Genomic DNA, 17,996 nt, shown 5'->3' on the forward strand with positions numbered 1-17,996 from the left:
GGCAGCCCCTATTCGGCAGCGATGCGGCGCGCGTCGCTTGACGCAAGCGGGAAGACCTTGGCCGGGTTCAACAGCCATTTGGGATCAAAGACATCTTTGATGGCCATTTGAATTTCGAGATCCGCCGGGTCGTATTGATGCAGCATCAGATCGCGCTTCTCGATGCCCACCCCATGTTCGCCGGTCAGACAGCCATCGACCTCGACGCAGAGCTTGAGGATCTCTGCCCCAAACTCTTCGCAGGTTTCCAGATCGCCGGGTTTGTTGGCATCAAACAGGATGAGCGGGTGCATGTTGCCGTCGCCTGCGTGAAAGACGTTGGCCACGTCGAGGCCAAATTCCTTGGACATTTCACCGATGCGCTTCAGAACGTATGGCAGTTGGCTGATGGGGATCGTGCCGTCGAGACACATGTAGTCATTGATCTTGCCCATTGCCCCGAATGCCGATTTGCGACCCAGCCAGATCTTGGCGCTTTCCTCGGGAGAAGAGCTTTCGCGGAGGTCCACAGGATTGTGGCCTCGCGCTATTTTCATGATGGTTTCAAGCTGTTCGTCAATCTCGGCGTCCGAGCCTTCGACCTCAACGATCAGGAGCGCCTCGCAATCGGGATAGCCTGCGCCGGCAAAATCCTCGGTCGCGCGGATGCAGGGGCGGTCCATGTATTCGATGGCCACGGGCAGGACGCCCGCCTTGATGATGTCTGAGACGCATTGACCGGCAACTTCGGCCGAGTCAAAGCCCATGAGAACGGGCCGTGCACCTTCGGGTTTGTGCAGGATGCGCAGTGTGGCCTCCGTGACGACGCCAAGCTGCCCTTCAGAGCCGCAGATAAGACCCAGGAGGTCATAGCCTTCGGCATCGAGATGTGCCCCGCCGATATCCATGATGGTGCCGTCCATCTGAACCATTTTGACACCCATCAGGTTGTTGGTGGTCACGCCGTATTTTAGGCAATGTGCGCCGCCAGAGTTCATTGCGATGTTGCCTGCAATGGCACAGGCGAGTTGGCTGGATGGGTCAGGGGCGTAGAAGAATCCGTCTTCTTCGACAGCGCCGGTGACAGAGAGGTTGGTTCGCCCGGTTTGCACGCGGATGAAACGATTGTCATAATCTGTCTCCAGCACGTCGTTCAGTTTGGCGACGCCAAGGATCACACTGTCTTCGGTTGGCAACGCCCCTCCGGCCAGGGACGTGCCCGAGCCGCGCGGGACGACCGGGACGTTCATGTCGTGGCAGATGCGCAATGTGGCGGAGACTTCCTCGGTTGAGGATGGCAGCACGACGGCAAGTGGCGGACATTTGTAAGCGGTCAGACCATCACATTCATACGCGCGCGTTTCAGATGGATCGTGGATCACCGACGCCTTCGGAAGCACCTGTTCCAAACGTTCGATCAGCTCTGCTTTCCTGGACAGGACTTTTGGGTCCGGGCTTGGCATTTCCATTGGCGTTCTCCCTGAATTGGTAAGATAATATAACCAATTTAAAAAATAGCAAGAATTATTCAGAAAATCCTGCTGGTCGCGGTTTGTTGAAGCCGCGACAGTGGGTCGTGACTGCACAATTGCATAGTTTGGAGTATAGTCCGATTCATGAAAAAACGACTGGCTGTTCTCATGTTCTCTCTGGCAATGACCCCGGTCTTCGCGGATGAGCCGGTGATCACTGATGTCGCGGCCAAGAAAGTAGGGATGGTTTGGACTTTCAAAGTCACTGTTGAGCATCCTGACACAGGGTGGGATCACTATGCAGATGGCTGGGAAATTCTGGACAGTAACGGAAAGCAGATCGGGTATCGCAAGCTGTTGCATCCGCATGTTGAGGAACAGCCCTTTACGCGGTCGCTGACCGGGGTAGTGATTCCGGATGGCACGCGAGAGGTGTTTGTGCGGGCGAAGTGTTCGGTGGACGGATGGTCCAGCGAAAAAATCCGGGTTGAGCTTTCGCCCTGAGGTTTATCGGCGGCCTTCGCGCAGCCATCCGCCGACGACAAATCCGGACATAAGCAACAAGACCAGCCAAGGCGGCAGCAAATCTGTTTGCCGGACCGAGCGTGTTTCGTAAGCGCCACGTGGCGTTATGCCGATCCAGCCGCGACCGACCGCTGCGCGCCCTTCGCGAACGGCGCGCAAACGTGGGGTCCCATCGGACAGCGCGACAACGCCGCCGCCGGTGGCGTCAACGATGGGTTCCAGAGTCGTGGTGTCGGCAATGGTGTTCACAAACTCTACCGGGGCAGCGGGGCCAAGGCCAATCACGGCGGTGTGGTCTTGGTTCTCAAGCCTGTAGAGGCCGATATCGGGGCCGTCATAGAGCGTCTCAAACCGGCCTGGCGCGACTTCTTCAAGCGACATTTCAATTTGTTCGCCACTCGGGGTGGTGATGATGACCGGTCCGACGGTGTCCTCAAGAGACCGACGGATGATGCGCATTTGCTGGCCGGTGGCTTCGGCCCAGAGCGCCTCTTCCTCCAACTCGGGTTCTTTCATCATCCAGTGTGCAAGGCGACGCAGCAGTTCCAGTTGCGGCCCGCCACCTTCGTAGCCACGGTTCCAAAGCCAGGCGTGATCCGAGGCCAGAAGCGCCACGCGCCCTTCGCCAACGCGGTCAAGCACCAGCAGAGGACGATCATCGACTCCTGTCATGACGGCATCGCCAGAGGCTTGTTCCACTTCGATCTGGCGCATCCAGCGGCCCCATTCGGCACCAAAATCCTGTTCCAGACCGGACGTCACCGGGTGACGTTGGCCTAAATCGGTGATGGCCGGTCGGAAGCGTTCTTCAAGCACGCGGGCGGTCGGACGCGCTGGCAAAATGGCCTCCAGAGGGGTGCGAAAGAGGCTATCGGCGGAGGCGAAATCAGGGCCAGCGGCGATGAGCACAGCACCGCCGCCTTCAACATAGTTGCGCACGTTCTCCAAATAGACTGATGGCAGGATGCCGCGGCGCTTGTAGCGGTCAAAGATTATGAGGTCGAAATCGTCAATCTTCTCCAAAAAGAGCTGCCGGGTAGGGAAGGCGATGAGGGACAGTTCCCGGACAGGCACGCCGTCTTGTTTTTCCGGCGGACGCAGAATGGTGAAATGGACCAGATCCACCGAGCTGTCAGATTTCAGAAGGTTGCGCCAGGTGCGGCCACCGGCGTGAGGTTCCCCTGACACCAACAAAACCGAAAGCCGGTCGCGTACCCCGTTGATCTGCACCAGCACAGTGTTGTTGCGATCCGTGAGTTCACCATCGACCGTGGGTGTCGAGAATTGCAGCACATTGCGACCACCATGGGGTAGCCGCACCGGCAGGTCGATGTCTTCGTTCAGTGGTACCTGAAACCGTTGCGGGGCTTCTCCGTCGATGGACACATCGACCGAAACAGTAGTCGCATCGGCAGGCGCCGCGCCCAGATCAGAGACGCGCAAGGTCATTGAAATATCCTCGCCCAGAATACCGAAGGCGGGGGCGTTGTTGACCTCGATCTTACGGTCCCAATCTTGTTCCTGGCCGGTGTGCAGAAGATGCAAAGGGGCCGGCATGTCTGGTGTTCGATCGAGATCGTGCAGGCGGCCATCTGAGATCAGGATCCCCCCGGCAATGCGGCCCCGAGGTTCTTCGGCCAGTGCCTCAGAAAGGGCCGTCATGAGGCGCGTGCCGGTGTTGTCCGGTCCATCGCGCAGGGTGATGCGGCGCAATTCGGTGTTGGGGCGAGCCTCTATGGCGGTGGCGAGGGCATCGGCGGTCTTAGATGTGGTTGTGCCGCGATCTGCCAAAGTCTGGCTGGCGGTCTCGTCCTCAACCATGATGACGATGTCACTGAGCGGTTCGCGCTCTTCGAGCTGGTAGACCGGACCAAGAAGCGCACCGAGGATCACCAACCCACCCAAGGCGCGGAGCGGCCAGCCGGACAGGCCACGCCAGTAGGCAAAGGCGATGCCAACGACAAGCAAGACGGCCAGTGCTGCAATCAGCCAAACATTGAGCAGTGGATCAAAGAGGATATTTCCTGTCATTGGCCCAACCTGTCCAGAAGGGCCGGTACGTGGACCTGATCGGATTTGTAGTTGCCCGTCAGAACATGCATCACCAGGTTCACGCCAAAGCGATAGGCCAGTTCCCGTTGCCGTTCGCCCGCAAAGCCGCGCCCGACCGGGAACAGGGAGTTGCCCCTTGTATCCGTCGCCCAGGCCGAGGCCCAATCGTTGCCACCGATGACCACCGGCGTGACGTTGTCGTTGAGGTTGCGGAACGGCATGCCTTCGACCTGTTCCGCATCGGGGGTGCTGCTTCAACCCAAACGCCGCGGCCCGTATGGCGGCCCGGGAAGTCCTGTAGCAGGTAGAAGGTGCGTGTCAGCACGTGGTCCTGCGGGATGGGTTCCAATGGGGGCACGTCGAGTGAAGCGGCGAGGCGTTGCAGTTTTTGTCCATTGGGCGAGGAGGCCCCGAAACTGGCGATATTGGCGTCGCGGGTGTCAAACAAGATCATGCCGCCGGTGCGCAGGTAGGTGTTGAGCTTAGCATAGGCTTCGGCAGAAGGGATCGGCTGGTTTGGCGTTATGGGCCAGTAAAGCAGCGCATAGACCGAGAGCTCATCGGTTTCCAGATCAATGCCGACGGGCGTGTCCGGTTCCACCGAGGTGCGGAAAAAGAGCGTCTCGCCCAACCCGCGCAGCCCGGCCTGAGCGGTTTGATCAAGCTGTGGATCGCCGGTCAGGATGTGGCCCAGCACAACCTCTGAAGCCGCCAGGAGTGTTTTTTCCTCGGCTGTCAGGTCGCTTTGTGCTTCGGCGGTTTGTGGGATGAGGATTATTGTCAGAAGGAACGCGGAAAGTGTGGCGCGTGCTGGGACCAATCGGCCTGAGAGGGCCAAAGAGGCCATGATATCGGCCATCAAGAGCGCCAGTGCCGCAGCCAGCAGCCATCCGCCAAGCGGCGTTTCGGGCGCGCGTTCCAGGCCCAGAACCGGAACGTTTGCAGGCCATGTTGCAGGCTGCAGAACGGATTCCGTGTCGAGCACATTGAGCGCAAGGCGCCGGTCGGGGCCTTCATAGATGCCGGGGCGCAAATCTGGCCCGAGTGGGTCTTGCAGGAAATTTTCTCCATCGACACCCGGTAGGGTTCCGGCGTCGGTGAGTGCGCCAAAGCCATTGAGCACCTGAACGGGCTGCCACGTCGTGCCCTGCAGTTCGCTCAGGTCCGGAAGGGCCAGAGTCGAGGATACGGCGAGCCGTTCGAGCATCTGCACAAACACGCCGGAGAGTGGCAGAGTGGACCATTCGGCATTGGCGGTGATGTGGAAGAGCACAACTTGTCCCGCGCCGATGCGCTTGCGGGTGACAAGCGGTGTGCCGTCAGAAAGCTGTGCGATGACGCGCTCTGCCAGGGTCGGGTCAGGTTGCGCCATGACCTGTGCCGAGACGGTGATGTCTGGCGACGCCGTGAGGTCAAAGAAGGGACTGTTCTCTGAGAATGGGGCCAGTTGCTTGGGTTCCCCCAGCTCATGGCACCACCAACCGTCCGCCCCCCGCGCGCAGGCGCACCGGGAGCAGTGGACTTTCGGAACTGCGCGAGACGTCAGATGCGGCGAGACGAGGTCCAGCAAAGCGCAAGAGCATGCCGCCTTCGTTCGCCCAGTCGAGAAGGGCTTCTTCTTCCGCTATGGACAGGGTGGCGACATCGGCCAGCACGACGACGTCGGGGTTGGCAGGCAGGATATCGAGAAGGCTACCTTCCAGAAGGTCTGCGGTGGGTTCCAGCGCCTGTTCAAGATAGTGTAGCGGCGAGAGGAGTTCGAGACCTTCGCGGTCTTCGCGCCCGGCGATCAAGGCCACTTCGCGACGTTTTAGGCTGTCATCGGTCAAGGTCACGGCGCCTGCATGACGCTGGCCGGCAATCTCGAAACGGGTGAGACGCGCGCGCAGCTCGGAGGGCAGCGAGAGCAGACCAGTGGCTTCAAGGTCATCGGGTTGGAATTGCAGAGTCAGGTCTGCCAAGACGCGCGAAATACCGGAGGGATCGCGCCCATGGGCCTCGACCTGCACCGCGCGCGGGGTGCCCGCAACAGCACGCAGGCCTGTGATGCGGATATCACCATCTTCGACAATAGCTTGCTTGAGGGCGATGATGGGGACAGGGCTTTCATAAACAGTGACGGGGCCGCGATCTTCGAGTGCTTGCAAAAGCGTGTCGCGACCTGAGCGGTCAAGGCCGTCAGACATCCAGCGGGTTTCGAAGTTCTCGTCTCCTAGCATACTGGCGGCGTCCGTCATCGTGGTTTCAGAGGCAGTCCACGGAGAGGGGGCCATACCAGACAACCGGCTGCGCCAAGCTTCTGCTGCCTGAAAGACAGGTGGCTCTGCATCCGAGAGGCGCATCATACCAACCGGACGCGCATCGCGGCCTGCCTCAGCGAGCATGGCATCGAGCAGGTCGGATTTCGCGGGCCAGTCGCGGGCGCTGGCCCAGCTTGCGTCCAGCACAATAAGAAGTGGGCCAGAGTTCTGCGTTTCCGCGGTTTGACGCGGGTTCAGAATGGGGCCCGCAAGCGCCACGATGGCGGCAGCCACGGCCAGCATGCGCAACAAGAGCAACCACCAGGGTGTGCGGTCCGAAACGGTGTCGTCGTCTTTGAGACCCAACAGAAGCGCGACACCGGGAAAGCGCCGCCGGATTGGCGCAGGCGGTACCGCGCGCAGGATGATCCACAGAATGGGCAAGACCAGAAGTGCGGTCAGAAGCCAGGGTGTGGTGAAGCCAATTGCGCCGAGCGTCATCTGTGATGCTCCCCGTCAATGGCGTTGTATAGCCACAGAACTGCGGACTGCGCGCTTTGGGACGTGTGGTGCAAGCCGTATTGCCAGCCGGTTGCTGTGCAGAGGGCCTGCAACTCATCTTTACGGGTGGCGAGGCGTGCCAGATAACGATCTCGTAATTCAGACGCTTTGAGCGTTTCATGCGCAAGGGTTCCGCCGACACTTTCAAAGATCGTGCGGCCGCGGTACGGGAAGCTTTCTTCGGCTGGATCAAGAATTTGGTAAAGCGCGCCGCGCACGCCTCGATCAGCGGCGCTGGTCAGGGCTTCTTTGACCGGGTCCAGTTCGCCCAGGAAGTCCGACAGAAAGACACCGCGCCCGTGGGAGAGCATTCCGGTGGTTTCGGGGGCGCCGTAGTCGGCGCTGTCTTCGTGCATGAGCGCCATTGAGATGCGTTCGACTTGTGCTTCGCCGCGCCGCGGCGGCAAGTTCGCCCCGGACAGGCCGACACGTTCTCCACCACGATTGAGAAGGATGGCCATGGCGAGGGCGAGAAGCCGCGCGCGATCGGATTTTTCGGGCAAAGCATCATCTGACGAAAACCGCATGGAGGCGGCACCGTCGACCCAAAGTGTGACGCTTTGCGCAATCTGCCATTCGCGTTGGCGCAGGAATTGACCGTCCGATTTGGCCGAGCGCCGCCAATCGATATGGCGCAACTCATCCCCGGCTTGCACGGGGCGGTATTGCCAGAAATCATCACCCATGCCCGACCGTCTGCGCCCGTGTTCGCCCAAGAGAACCGTGCCTGCCAGATGTTCGGCCCTCGCGAGCAGCGCGGGGAATCTGGCGGCTTCGGCCTCGGCCTGAGCGCGGAGGGGCGCGATTGGACTCACGCAGCAGCCTCGGACCGTGTAAAGTTGGTGACGGTTTCAGCGATGATGGTGTTCAGTTCCTCGCCACGTGCGCGAGCCGCGAAGTTCAGCGCCATGCGGTGGGTGAGGACCGGTTGCGACATCGCGGCCACGTCGTCGGCATCAGGCGCGAGGCGACCATGCAACATCGCACGCGCCCTAACAGTGAGCATCATCGCCTGAGCAGCACGAGGACCAGGACCCCAGGCCACAGTCTCGCGGATTTTCTCTGAGGCTGAGGGGTCTTCGGGCCGGAAGGCGCGGACGAGATCAATGATCTGTTCCATCACAGCTTCACCGACAGGCATCCGGCGTAACAGGTTTTGCGCGTCGATTAGTTCCTGTGGTGTGAACACCTCGTGCGATTCATCTTCTGTCAAGCCAGTGGTGGCGAGGATGATGTCACGTTCTGTGTCACGGTCCGGGTATGGGACGTCGATTTGCACCAGGAATCGGTCAAGCTGCGCCTCAGGGAGCGGATATGTGCCTTCTTGCTCGATCGGGTTTTGCGTGGCCAGCACGTGGAAAGGGGTGAAAGCGGGCGATCTTCGCCTGCGACAGACACTTTACGTTCCTGCATGGCTTGCAGTAGGGCGGATTGAGTTCGAGGGCTGGCGCGGTTGATCTCGTCCGCCATCAGCAACTGGCAAAAGATCGGGCCGGGTATGAATTTGAAAGCCCGTGTGCCGTCGGCACCGGTTTCGAGCACTTCTGAGCCAAGAATATCGGCTGGCATCAGGTCTGGGGTGAACTGAATGCGGTTGGAGTTTAGACCCATGACCGTGCTCAGTGTCTCGACGAGGCGCGTTTTACCCAGACCTGGCAGACCTACCAATAATCCATGACCACCACATAGAAGTGCGGAAAGCGCGAGATCCACGACGCTTTCTTGCCCGATGAAGCGGCGGGTAATTGAGGCGCGCGCCTGGGCGAGCTTGTCTTCCAGGGCTTCGATTCCCTTCAGAAGGTCCGCGTCGTCGGTCATGGAAAGTCTCCGTTTGGGTCTATATCACTCTGGTAGAATGTATCGTGTGTATTCAAAATGGCAAAAGCAATGAGCAAAGATTCCATCACGACACCGTCAGCAGAGCGTTTGGCGGATGCTGCACGTGCAGTTGTGGGCAAAGGTCTTCCGCCTGTGCATCTTTGGAACCCGCCATTTTGCGGTGATCTTGATATGCGCATTGCGCGGGATGGCACGTGGTTTTACCTCGGTTCACCGATTACGCGTCCTGGTCTCGTGCGCTTGTTTTCCACCATTTTGCGGCGTGAAGATGGCAAGTATTTTCTTGTCACACCCGTAGAGAAGGTTGGCATCACAGTGGATGATGCGCCCTTTGTGGCGGTGGATTTTGAAGTTGCCGGTGAAGATGAGGCTCAGGTTTTGGTGTTTGAAACCAATGTCGGGGACAAGGTTTTGGCGTGCTTGGATGCACCAATACGCTGTGAAACAGACCCGGCCACAGGAGAACCGTCGCCTTATGTTCATGTAAGAGCAGGTCTTGAAGCTCTCATTGACCGTAAGTCATTTTATCGGCTGATCGACATTGGAACTCATCACGAGGGGGCGTTTGGATTGTGGTCGGACGGGGTGTTTTTTCCAATCGCAGATTCAAATGAGGTGATGGTCGACTGAGTCTTTTAGGGTTTTTACGCTGATCTCGAAGTGGACCGACGCAGAAGCTGAGCTTGTCACAGCCTATCGAACGTGTTTCGACTTTAACTGGAATCATCAAAAAAGGCGAAGCACGCGCAACATCCAAAGGTCACGCCGAGTCTCGCAAAAAGCCGTGACGCAGGTTTTTCTTGGGACGCTTTGGCGTTCGAAATCCGCGTTCGAAATTTTGAAGCAAAAAATGTGATCTGCGTTCATATGAACGCGTCTCTGCAAACCCTACATCAGTGGATGCAAGGGCCAAAAAATTTTCGGGACGAGGGCATATGGCGAACCCGCCATAGCTCCCGTCCCGAAGAATTCTGAAACGCGTTAACGTTTTAGAGTTTTGTTGAAACAGGCTCGGGCTCAATCGGCGCCGGTGCTGGTTCTTCTTGTTGCGCGCAAGCTGCTACGCCTACGGTTGCGACGAGTGCTGCAATCAGTGCAAGTTTATTTGTCATGTGAACAGTTTCCCTCCAAGTGACATTCCATACATTCCGTTAAAGGGAATCGTTGTCAACACTAAGGCGTTGCGATTAGGCGGATTCCCGTTGACGCGCGGCATTTTTGACAACGTTTGGGGGAAATGTCACTGGTTTGTTTCCAAAATAGGTAACAACCTGTTGCAAATAAACAATTTCAGTGAGCTTCTGCCCAGTTTTTCCCTGTCCGGCGTCCACTACAAGCGGGACATCAATATGTAACGCAGGCTTTGCCGCATCTTGCATGACATTTTTTGCTGTGGCGATCACGCGGTCTTCCTGTCCTTTTTCGACCTCAAAGAGCAATTCATCATGCACTTGCAGCAACATTTTGCAGGGAAGGGCGGAAATCGCGCCTGGCATCCGAATCATGGCTCTGCGGATGATGTCCGCCGCTGTGCCCTGAATCGGGGCATTGATCGCCGCGCGCCGTGCGAACCCCGCGCGTGGGCCTTTGGCAGCAATCTCGGGCGTATGGATTTTGCGGCCAAACAGGGTCTGGACATAGCCATGTTCCTTGGCGAACTCGATGGTGCTGTCCATATAGCCGCGAATGCCGGGGAATCTTTCGAAATACCGGTCGATGAAGGCTTGAGCCTCAGATCTGGGGATACGTAGGTTGCGGGCCAGACCAAAGCCGGAAATCCCGTAGATCACACCGAAATTGATCGCCTTGGCGCGTCGGCGCACCTCGGGTGTCATCTCATCAAGCGGAACGTCGAACATTTCCGAAGCCGTCATCGCGTGAATGTCGAGCCCGTCGGAGAAGGCCTTCTTGAGTGCCTCGATATCGGCCATATGCGCCAGAATGCGCAGCTCGATCTGGCTGTAGTCCAACGACACAAGCGTATTGCCCGGCTCTGCGACAAAGGCCTCTCTGATACGGCGGCCTTCCTCGGTACGGACAGGTATGTTCTGCAAATTGGGGTCGGTGGATGCGAGCCGTCCGGTGGAGGCGCCGGTCTGAACATATGACGTATGCACTCTGCCCGTATCAGGATCGATGTGATCCTGCAGAGCGTCAGTGTATGTGCTTTTAAGTTTGCTCAACTGCCGCCAGTCGAGCACGCGCGCAGGCAGCTCATGTTCGGTGGCGAGGTCTTCAAGCACGTCCGCGCCTGTGGCATAGGCGCCGGTTTTGCCCTTTTTGCCTCCTTCAAGCCCCATCTTGTCGAACAAGATTTCGCCGAGTTGCTTGGGCGAGCCAACATTAAAGCTTTGCCCGGCCAGTTCATGAATCTCTGCTTCAAGCCCGGCCATTTTCTGAGCAAAGGCATTGGACATGCGGCTCAGGGTTTCGCGATCGATCTTGATTCCATGACGCTCCATTTGCGCCAGCACAGGGACAAGTGGGCGTTCAAGGCGTTCGTAAACAGTTGTGACATGTGATTTGTGAAGTTGATGCTTGAATGTGTGCCAAAGCCGAAGTGTGATGTCAGCATCTTCGGCGGCGTATTTGACGGCCTCGTCAATGGGGACACGATCAAAGGTTATGGCGGATTTGCCTGTGCCCAAAAGTTCCTTGATTGGGATGGGAGTATGGGTCAGATAGCGCTCGCTGAGTGTGTCCATGCTGTGGTTGTGGATGCCGGAATTGAGTGCGTAGGACATCAGCATCGTGTCGTCGATGGGATGGATCGATATGTTGTATCGAGCCAGCACCTTGGCGTCGTATTTCATATTCTGCCCGATCTTGAGGATCGCCGGGTCTTCAAGGATGGGTTTGAGTGCGGCAAGTGTGTCTTCTAGGGGCAGTTGACCATCGAGAATTGCATCTGACCCGAAAAGGTCATCAGCATTTCCATCCTTGTGCTGAAGCGGGATGTAGCAGGCCTCACCAGGGACGACGGACAAGCAGATACCTACCAGATTCGCCTGCATTTCGTTGAGCGACGTTGTTTCCGTATCAAAGGCCACGTAGCCGCGGGTGATAATCTGGTCGATCCAGCGTTGCAGAGCATTGGTATCGGAGACGCGCTCGTATTTTTCCGAATCGATAGCGGGCCATTCTGGGGCGGTGTCTTCGGACGTGCTTGGCGCAGGTGCATCTGGTATCACCGGAGGCTCGACATCCAAAGCTTGGGAAATGCGTTTGGTCAGAGTGCGGAATTCCATTTCGGCCAGGAAAGCCAGCAGCCTGTCGGCGTCAGGGTCTCGCACCTCAAGATCATCGAGCGTGAAATCAAGCGGCGTGGCGCAGTCGAGTTGCACGAGGCGTTTGGACAGTTCGATCTGATCACGTTTCTCGATCAGGGTTTCCCGGCGCTTGGGCTGTTTGATCTCTTCGGCGCGATCGAGCAAGTCTTCGAGCGTGCCATACTCGTTGATGAGCAAGGCGGCGGTTTTCACGCCAATGCCGGGCGCGCCGGGCACGTTGTCCACGCTATCACCGGCGAGCGCCTGTACGTCCACGACGCGCTCCGGGCCAACACCGAACTTTTCCATGACGCCGTCGCGGTCGATGCGGCGGTTTTTCATAGCGTCGAACATCTCGACGCCACCGCCCACGAGTTGCATCAGATCCTTGTCAGAACTGATGATTGTGACGCGACCGCCGGCGTCTCGCGCTTGCACAGACAGGGTTGCGATGATGTCGTCGGCCTCAAAGCCTTCCAACTCTTTGCATGCGATGTTGAAAGCCTCTGTCGCCTGTCGCGTCAGCGGGATCTGTGGGCGCAAGTCCTCTGGCATGGCTTCGCGGTTGGCTTTGTATTCGGGGAACATGTCATTGCGAAACGTGTGACTGCCCTTGTCAAAGATCACAGCGACATGGGTGGGGGCATCGGGGCCTGTATTGTCCGAGATGTAGCGCTGCAACATGTTGCAGAAGCCCGAGACTGCGCCGATTGGAAGACCGTCGGATTTGCGGGTGAGCGGCGGCAAAGCGTGATAGGCACGAAAGATAAAGGCGGAGCCATCAATCAGGTGCAGATGATGCCCTTTGCCGAAATGTGTGCTCATCCTGGCCCCCGCCGTTTGCAAACTGGTGTTGCAAAACTATTGCCACGAAGCGGCGCGGGCTTCCACCCGGATTGCATCGAAAGCTGTCAGGCAGTTTCAGCTTGTTGATCGAAGAAAGAGGTAGAGGTGGGCTTTTCCGGGATCTCCATCTCGTAGGAGGAGCAGCGCACGCGCCCGGTTTCGACACCGCGCACAAGCTCATGCGTATGGCGGCTGGGTAGGTGATTGGCGCTGAGTTCAATCGCGTCTTCGGCGTAATAGGTGGCGATATAAAGCGTGCGCGGTTGATCCGAGAGGTTGGGGGCGGAGCCGTGCAGAAGGCTGGAATGCATCAAGCAGACAGACCCGGCTTTGCCGGTGCACTGTACGATGTCGTCCTTGTGCGTGTTCAGAACGTCATCTGAGACAGCGCCGGTGAACTGCCCGTTATGCCAATGCGAATAAAGCGGGCCTTTATGTGTACCGGGAACGACTTCAAGCGGGCCGTTTTCGAGTGTGACATCATCGACAAAGAGAAGGGCCGTGATCAGGTCATCGTTGGTCATCGGTTGAAACGAAAAGTCCTGATGAAACTTGATTTCCGTTGCGGCGCCCGGCTGCTTGGAATTTACCTTGCCATGGTGAAAGCGCAGGTTGGGGCCGATCAAGTCAGCAACCATATCGACGGTTTGGGCCGTGCGCATGGTGTTGAGAAAGACATCCGAGACTTCTTCCGGGGATTGCACCCGGCGCAAGGCAGGAGTTTCGGCGCTGTGGCCCGGTTCAACGGAGAACCGCGCGCGGCCATCCATGGTCTCGCCATAGTCGTTCTGGTGAGCACGGCTTTCTTCGATCCAGCCCTCGAACTCTTCGCGCATGGCGGCAAGTTGATCTGGACTGACGGCGTTCTCAACAGTGAGCACACCATCGCGCCAAAACGCATCGATCTGTGTTTGGGTCAGCACGGTCATTGGCGTTTCTCCGCATACTCCAACTCGAATGGAACATGGGGGACAAGGCGTATGTCAATGCTGTTTCAGCGCCATGAGGCAGGAAGGATGTCGGTTTCAGACTTTGCCTTCAAAATCCTTGTGAACCAGCTTGGCGTCACAATAGGGGCATTCCACAAAGCCGGTGTCATGGGGAATGGAAAGCCACACACGCGGGTGGCCCAACGCGCCTTCACCTCCGTCACAGGCCACACGGTAGCTGTCGACAATACGTGTTTCGGGGGCTTCGGTCACCATTGATGGATTTCCTTTTGGCTTCATGTTCCCTAAACCGCGACTATATCCAAGCGCGGGCCGGGGACAAGGGTTGCAATGCCATCACATGCGATAGAATTACGAGGGTTGCAAAAGACCTATCCGGGTGGACGGCAGGGACCTGCCAAAGAGGCATTGAAAGGTGTTGATCTTGATATTCCGGCAGGGTCCATTTTTGGGCTGCTGGGGCCAAATGGTGCGGGCAAGTCGACGCTCATCAATATTTTGGCCGGTCTCGTCGTCAAATCTGCGGGCAGCGTGCGCATTTGGGGGTTTGATCAGGATGTGAACCCTCGCCAAAGCCGGGCGGCGATTGGAGTGATGCCGCAGGAATTGAACCTAGATCCTTTCTTCACACCGCGCGCCGCATTGGAAGTGCAGGCCGGACTTTATGGGGTGCCGAAGGCACGGCGACAGAGCGACGAGATCCTCGCCATGGTGGGATTGTCCGATAAAGCCGAGGCTTATGCGCGGACACTTTCCGGGGGTATGCGTCGGCGGCTGTTGCTGGCCAAGGCTTTGGTACATCAGCCGCATGTTCTGGTTCTGGATGAGCCGACGGCAGGCGTGGATATCGAGCTGCGGCAAATGCTTTGGCAGAACATTCGCAAGCTCAATGAAGAGGGGATGACGATCATCCTGACGACGCATTACCTCGAAGAAGCGGAGGAGATGTGTGACGAGATCGCAATTATCGATCAGGGCAGTCTTGTGGCACGCGACAGCACGGCGAACCTTTTGGGGCAGCTTGATGCGCGATGTCTGGTGGTCGTGCCAGAGCAAACGCCTGGCCTTATGCCAAATCTGCCGGGTCTGGATGTGTCTGAAAGAGACACGGGCGAACTTGCCCTGTCTTACAGAGGGTCTGTTTTAACCGCGGATGCCGTTTTGGAAGCTGTGCGCGCAGCCGGTATCGTGATCCGGGATGTGCGTACTGAGCAGGCCAATCTAGAAGATGTCTTCTTGTCGTTGACCGGGTCGCACTAGGGTTTGCCGGTCCCGTTCAGGCGCTCTTCGATGGATTGCAGGCGCTTGAGAACCTCATCACGGTACTCATCCGTGCGTTCGGCATCTTCGACACCATGTGCTTCCTGCATAGAGTTTACGATCAGACCCACCACGAGGTTCACAGTGGCAAAGGTTGTCACAAGGATGAAGGGCACGAAAAACGCCCACGCATACGGATAGACCACCATGACAGGCCGCACGATACCCATGGACCAGCTTTCGAGCGTCATGATCTGAAAGAGTGAATAGGCCGAGCTTCCTATGGTGCCGAACCAGTCCTGAAAGTTTGCCGCTTGTTCGGGTGTGCAAGCGCTACAATCGCCGCCAAAGAGCTTGGTCGCCATGACCGAGCCAATGTAGAAAATGATGCCCATCAAAAGAAATACTGAGCCCATCCCAGGTAAAGCGCTCATCAATCCTTCGACCACTCGGCGCAGGGATGGCATGACTGAGACAACGCGCAAAAGGCGCAAGATACGCAGCGCGCGTAGAACGCTTAGTCCCTGTGCGGATGGAACCAAAGAAATGCCGACAATGATGAAATCGAAAATGTTCCAGCCATCGCGGAAAAACGTGAGGCGATAGACGTAAAGCTTGAGCAAAAGCTCCATCACAAAAATGCCAAGGCAAATCGTATCAAGCGCCTCAATGACCGGCCCCGCGGCGTTCATCGCAGTTTTTGAAGTCTCAAGCCCCAGAATGACAGCGTTGAAGAGGATCACACCGAGGATGAAGTTCCTGAATGTGAAGGATTCCACCAATTTCTTGATGCGAGACTGCTCTGATGCGTCATTCATTGGTGTGCTTTGGCTCATGGGGGTGGATATGTATCACCCGAACCATGCCTTCAAGATGGCGAAAAATTGACGCATGGGTGAGTGTGGCATCTGCCACTCACTGTGGTTTGGAGATCATACGACCCAGGCCACGGCCTCCAAGGATGTGCAGGTGGTAATGTGGCACATCCTGCACCCCGGCCTCTCCGGCGTTTGAGATCGTGCGGTACCCGCTTTGACCATCTCCCGGTGAGACACCCGTCATCTCGCAGACTTTGGCCGTGGCTCTGATGAAATCAATGATTTCCGCCTCGCTGGCCTCGGCCGCGAAATGGTCGTGGCACACATAGGCCCCTTTGGGGATGACCAACACATGCACGGGCGCCTGCGGCTGAATGTCGTTGAAAGCCAGCGTATGCTCTGTTTCCAGCACGGTGTTGTTGGGAATCTCGCCGCGCAGGATTTTAGCAAAGATGTTCTGGTCGTCATAAGAGTAAGGCATGGCGTCTCTCAGTCAGCGAAAAGATGATCTGTTTGGGCGATTTCAAGCGCCTTGTCGGGCGCGATCTTTAGGAAGTTTTCAATTTGTTCGGCGTTTGCGTCGGGTGGGTTTGACTGCTTCAAAATCAAGTGGTTCTCAAATTCCGCGTCACGGATGCGGTCGGATTCGAAGTTTATGTCACCCCGGATCGTGGGCAAGAGACGCTCTAGAGTTTCGCGCGGCGTGCGTTCCCCAGCAAGACCCACACGCTTGGCGTGGCCGATCAAGTAGTCGTCGGTGAAGTCACATTGGATTTCCAACATCCGAGTTGTGGATCGGTCGCTGTTGAAATCTTCCAAAAGCTCAATGTTGCCGGGGTCCATGCAGACGATCAAGCGGTCGGTTTCGAAATAGTCAAACAGCATCCGCATCAACGCGCGACGATGGCGTGTACGTTTGCCTAACGACCTTTGGATGCCGCCCAGATCAGGCAGGGGCGTGTCATCTTCGTTAAAGAGATACTCAACAGCGGGCACATTTGTGACCTGACGGATGCGAGCCAACAGGCGCTTGGCCACGTGCCATTTCTTGCACACCAGGATCATCAGCTCGCGTTCGCGACCCAGGGTGCTTTCGGTTTCCCAAAATCGCAGGGCAAAACGACGACCAATCCGCCCTCGTCCGGAAAGGAACTTAAAGAGACTGCGCCCTTCGTCGGAGATTTTGAATTCCGCATCCTCATCGGCATAAAGCGCGCCAAGTCGTTTTTTGAGTTCGGTCGCTTCAGCACTGATTTTGCGGGCAAAGAGCGCATCCTGGCTCAGCAACAGGTCGTAATGATCATTGTAGAAGGTGACCGGCATTCCGTAGTCGGTGAACATCAAGAAGGTCAGAGTTCGTGTGCGGATTTCATTTTCCGGGACGAGGTGGCGGACAATGGTTTGAAAAAACGTCTCGTCTGGGATCCATGTGGTGCGGAAAAATCGCATCACGTCCGGACGTTTGCGCGTGAAATCCAAAATCCATTCAATGGTCCGGCGGCGCAGGCACCACCACTGGCTTCCGATCATGATTTGAATATCAGAGGGAATCTTTCGGGTTAATCCAAGCTTTCTTTGCAAATTGAAGGAAGTGTAGAACAGTTTCTTGTTGTTGCGCTCATTGAAGACGTGCCGATAGATCAGCCTTTCTTCCTTCATCCCCGTTTTGATCCAGTCGCTGGCGAAGAAATCGAAGCTTTCGATATAATCGTTGTCTTCACGATCCAGAAAGTCATGCGCAAAGCGCGCTGATTTTATGGCCGCGCAGTCGCCTGACAACATATAAAAATGCGTAGCGCGCGGAAATTTTTCCACTGCCGCCTCTATGGCGTTGAGCGTTGCCTGGACCAGTGACCATTCCCCCCAGCCGCATTTGATGCGTTTTTTCGCAAAGGTCACATTGGGATTGTCGGCCAGGGCGGCGCGAATCTTCTGATAGGCTTTCGCATCTGCGCGCGCATCAAAATGAATCGCCATGTAATCACCGGCGGCCGTGAGCATATTGGCTTGCCCAATGATGGCATTCGGGTCTTTGTGACACAGAAGAATAAAGGCGATTTTAGCCATATCTCAGCGAAGGTCTGCTCTTTTTGCGTTTGCCTATAGTGATAGTCGTGAACAGGCGTTGAATAAACAGCCTTTCTTTGGTTTTTTGTTGGATATAGTTTGGTAAGACCCGACAAAG

Annotated in this window: 11 protein-coding genes and 3 pseudogenes; 3 read left to right on the top strand and 11 right to left on the bottom strand. The window is 57.0% G+C overall.

Annotated features, from left to right (window positions below):
* Positions 1–8 precede the first annotated feature (8 nt).
* On the bottom strand, positions 9–1,448 hold the full coding sequence (locus tag RZS32_RS08825) for an FAD-linked oxidase C-terminal domain-containing protein (protein ID WP_317056623.1): 1,440 nt from the start codon (positions 1,446–1,448) through the stop codon (positions 9–11).
* A 147-nt stretch (positions 1,449–1,595) separates the two neighbouring features.
* Here RZS32_RS08825 and RZS32_RS08830 point away from each other — a divergent pair, with 147 nt between their 5' ends.
* Entirely contained in the window at positions 1,596–1,955 is a 360-nt protein-coding gene (locus tag RZS32_RS08830; protein WP_317056624.1) for a hypothetical protein, read from the top strand.
* A 3-nt stretch (positions 1,956–1,958) separates the two neighbouring features.
* Here RZS32_RS08830 and RZS32_RS08835 read toward each other — a convergent pair whose 3' ends face one another.
* The 4 genes and pseudogenes from RZS32_RS08835 to RZS32_RS08850 form a co-directional block, all read right to left on the bottom strand.
* Positions 1,959–4,007, bottom strand: coding sequence for a hypothetical protein (locus tag RZS32_RS08835; RefSeq protein WP_317056625.1), 2,049 nt, complete (start codon positions 4,005–4,007; stop codon positions 1,959–1,961).
* Positions 4,004–6,769, bottom strand: a pseudogene (locus tag RZS32_RS08840) (DUF4159 domain-containing protein). Before RZS32_RS08840 ends, RZS32_RS08835 begins: the two are co-directional and overlap by 4 nt.
* Positions 6,766–7,644: a DUF58 domain-containing protein gene (locus tag RZS32_RS08845; RefSeq protein WP_317056626.1), complete on the bottom strand. Its 879-nt coding sequence runs from the start codon at positions 7,642–7,644 to the stop codon at positions 6,766–6,768. Before RZS32_RS08845 ends, RZS32_RS08840 begins: the two are co-directional and overlap by 4 nt.
* Positions 7,641–8,647: pseudogene (locus RZS32_RS08850) on the bottom strand (AAA family ATPase). Before RZS32_RS08850 ends, RZS32_RS08845 begins: the two are co-directional and overlap by 4 nt.
* Before the next feature lie 69 nt (positions 8,648–8,716).
* On the opposite strand from RZS32_RS08850, the gene RZS32_RS08855 reads away from it, so the two are divergent.
* Positions 8,717–9,298 (top strand): DUF1285 domain-containing protein, encoded by a 582-nt coding sequence (locus RZS32_RS08855; RefSeq protein WP_317056627.1) that lies wholly within the window; start codon positions 8,717–8,719, stop codon positions 9,296–9,298.
* 660 nt (positions 9,299–9,958) lie between these two features.
* Here the strand turns inward: RZS32_RS08855 and polA are convergent.
* From polA to RZS32_RS08870, 3 genes and pseudogenes are all read right to left on the bottom strand, one after another.
* A pseudogene (gene polA / locus RZS32_RS08860) lies at positions 9,959–12,762 on the bottom strand (DNA polymerase I).
* Between the two features lie 86 nt (positions 12,763–12,848).
* The gene (locus RZS32_RS08865) at positions 12,849–13,712 is read right to left on the bottom strand and encodes a phytanoyl-CoA dioxygenase family protein (RefSeq protein ID WP_317056629.1); all 864 of its coding nucleotides are present in this window, start codon (positions 13,710–13,712) and stop codon (positions 12,849–12,851) included.
* 96 nt (positions 13,713–13,808) lie between these two features.
* Positions 13,809–13,988, bottom strand: a complete 180-nt coding sequence (locus RZS32_RS08870) for a zinc-finger domain-containing protein (protein WP_317056630.1) — start codon at positions 13,986–13,988, stop codon at positions 13,809–13,811.
* Positions 13,989–14,063: 75 nt separating this feature from the next.
* Between RZS32_RS08870 and RZS32_RS08875 the strand changes: the two genes are divergently transcribed.
* Positions 14,064–14,993, top strand: a complete 930-nt coding sequence (locus tag RZS32_RS08875; protein WP_317056631.1) for an ABC transporter ATP-binding protein — start codon at positions 14,064–14,066, stop codon at positions 14,991–14,993.
* Here RZS32_RS08875 and RZS32_RS08880 read toward each other — a convergent pair.
* The 3 genes from RZS32_RS08880 to RZS32_RS08890 form a co-directional block, all read right to left on the bottom strand.
* Positions 14,990–15,811 carry an ion transporter gene (locus RZS32_RS08880; protein WP_317057878.1) on the bottom strand — a complete coding sequence of 274 codons (822 nt, stop codon included), beginning with the start codon at positions 15,809–15,811 and terminating at the stop codon, positions 14,990–14,992. The genes RZS32_RS08875 and RZS32_RS08880 overlap by 4 nt on opposite strands.
* A gap of 97 nt (positions 15,812–15,908) precedes the next feature.
* A complete protein-coding gene (locus RZS32_RS08885) occupies positions 15,909–16,292 on the bottom strand; it encodes an HIT domain-containing protein (protein ID WP_317056632.1) in 384 nt (127 codons plus the stop codon).
* A gap of 8 nt (positions 16,293–16,300) precedes the next feature.
* Positions 16,301–17,878 (bottom strand): DUF5928 domain-containing protein, encoded by a 1,578-nt coding sequence (locus RZS32_RS08890; RefSeq protein ID WP_317056633.1) that lies wholly within the window; start codon positions 17,876–17,878, stop codon positions 16,301–16,303.
* Positions 17,879–17,996: the final 118 nt, after the last annotated feature.

The sequence above is a fragment of the Roseovarius sp. W115 genome (assembly GCF_032842945.2).
GTDB lineage: Bacteria > Pseudomonadota > Alphaproteobacteria > Rhodobacterales > Rhodobacteraceae > Roseovarius > Roseovarius rhodophyticola.

Bases quoted from the DNA above. Each gene is read 5' to 3' on its own strand.
- RZS32_RS08825 (WP_317056623.1), bottom strand. From the start codon at position 1,448: ATGGAAATGCCAAGCCCGGACCCAAAAGTCCTGTCCAGGAAAGCAGAG.
- RZS32_RS08880 (WP_317057878.1), bottom strand. From the start codon at position 15,811: ATGAATGACGCATCAGAGCAGTCTCGCATCAAGAAATTGGTGGAATCC.
- RZS32_RS08885 (WP_317056632.1), bottom strand. From the start codon at position 16,292: ATGCCTTACTCTTATGACGACCAGAACATCTTTGCTAAAATCCTGCGC.
- RZS32_RS08830 (WP_317056624.1), top strand. From the start codon at position 1,596: ATGAAAAAACGACTGGCTGTTCTCATGTTCTCTCTGGCAATGACCCCG.
- RZS32_RS08855 (WP_317056627.1), top strand. From the start codon at position 8,717: ATGAGCAAAGATTCCATCACGACACCGTCAGCAGAGCGTTTGGCGGAT.
- RZS32_RS08870 (WP_317056630.1), bottom strand. From the start codon at position 13,988: ATGGTGACCGAAGCCCCCGAAACACGTATTGTCGACAGCTACCGTGTG.
- RZS32_RS08835 (WP_317056625.1), bottom strand. From the start codon at position 4,007: ATGACAGGAAATATCCTCTTTGATCCACTGCTCAATGTTTGGCTGATT.
- RZS32_RS08865 (WP_317056629.1), bottom strand. From the start codon at position 13,712: ATGACCGTGCTGACCCAAACACAGATCGATGCGTTTTGGCGCGATGGT.
- RZS32_RS08875 (WP_317056631.1), top strand. From the start codon at position 14,064: ATGCCATCACATGCGATAGAATTACGAGGGTTGCAAAAGACCTATCCG.
- RZS32_RS08890 (WP_317056633.1), bottom strand. From the start codon at position 17,878: ATGGCTAAAATCGCCTTTATTCTTCTGTGTCACAAAGACCCGAATGCC.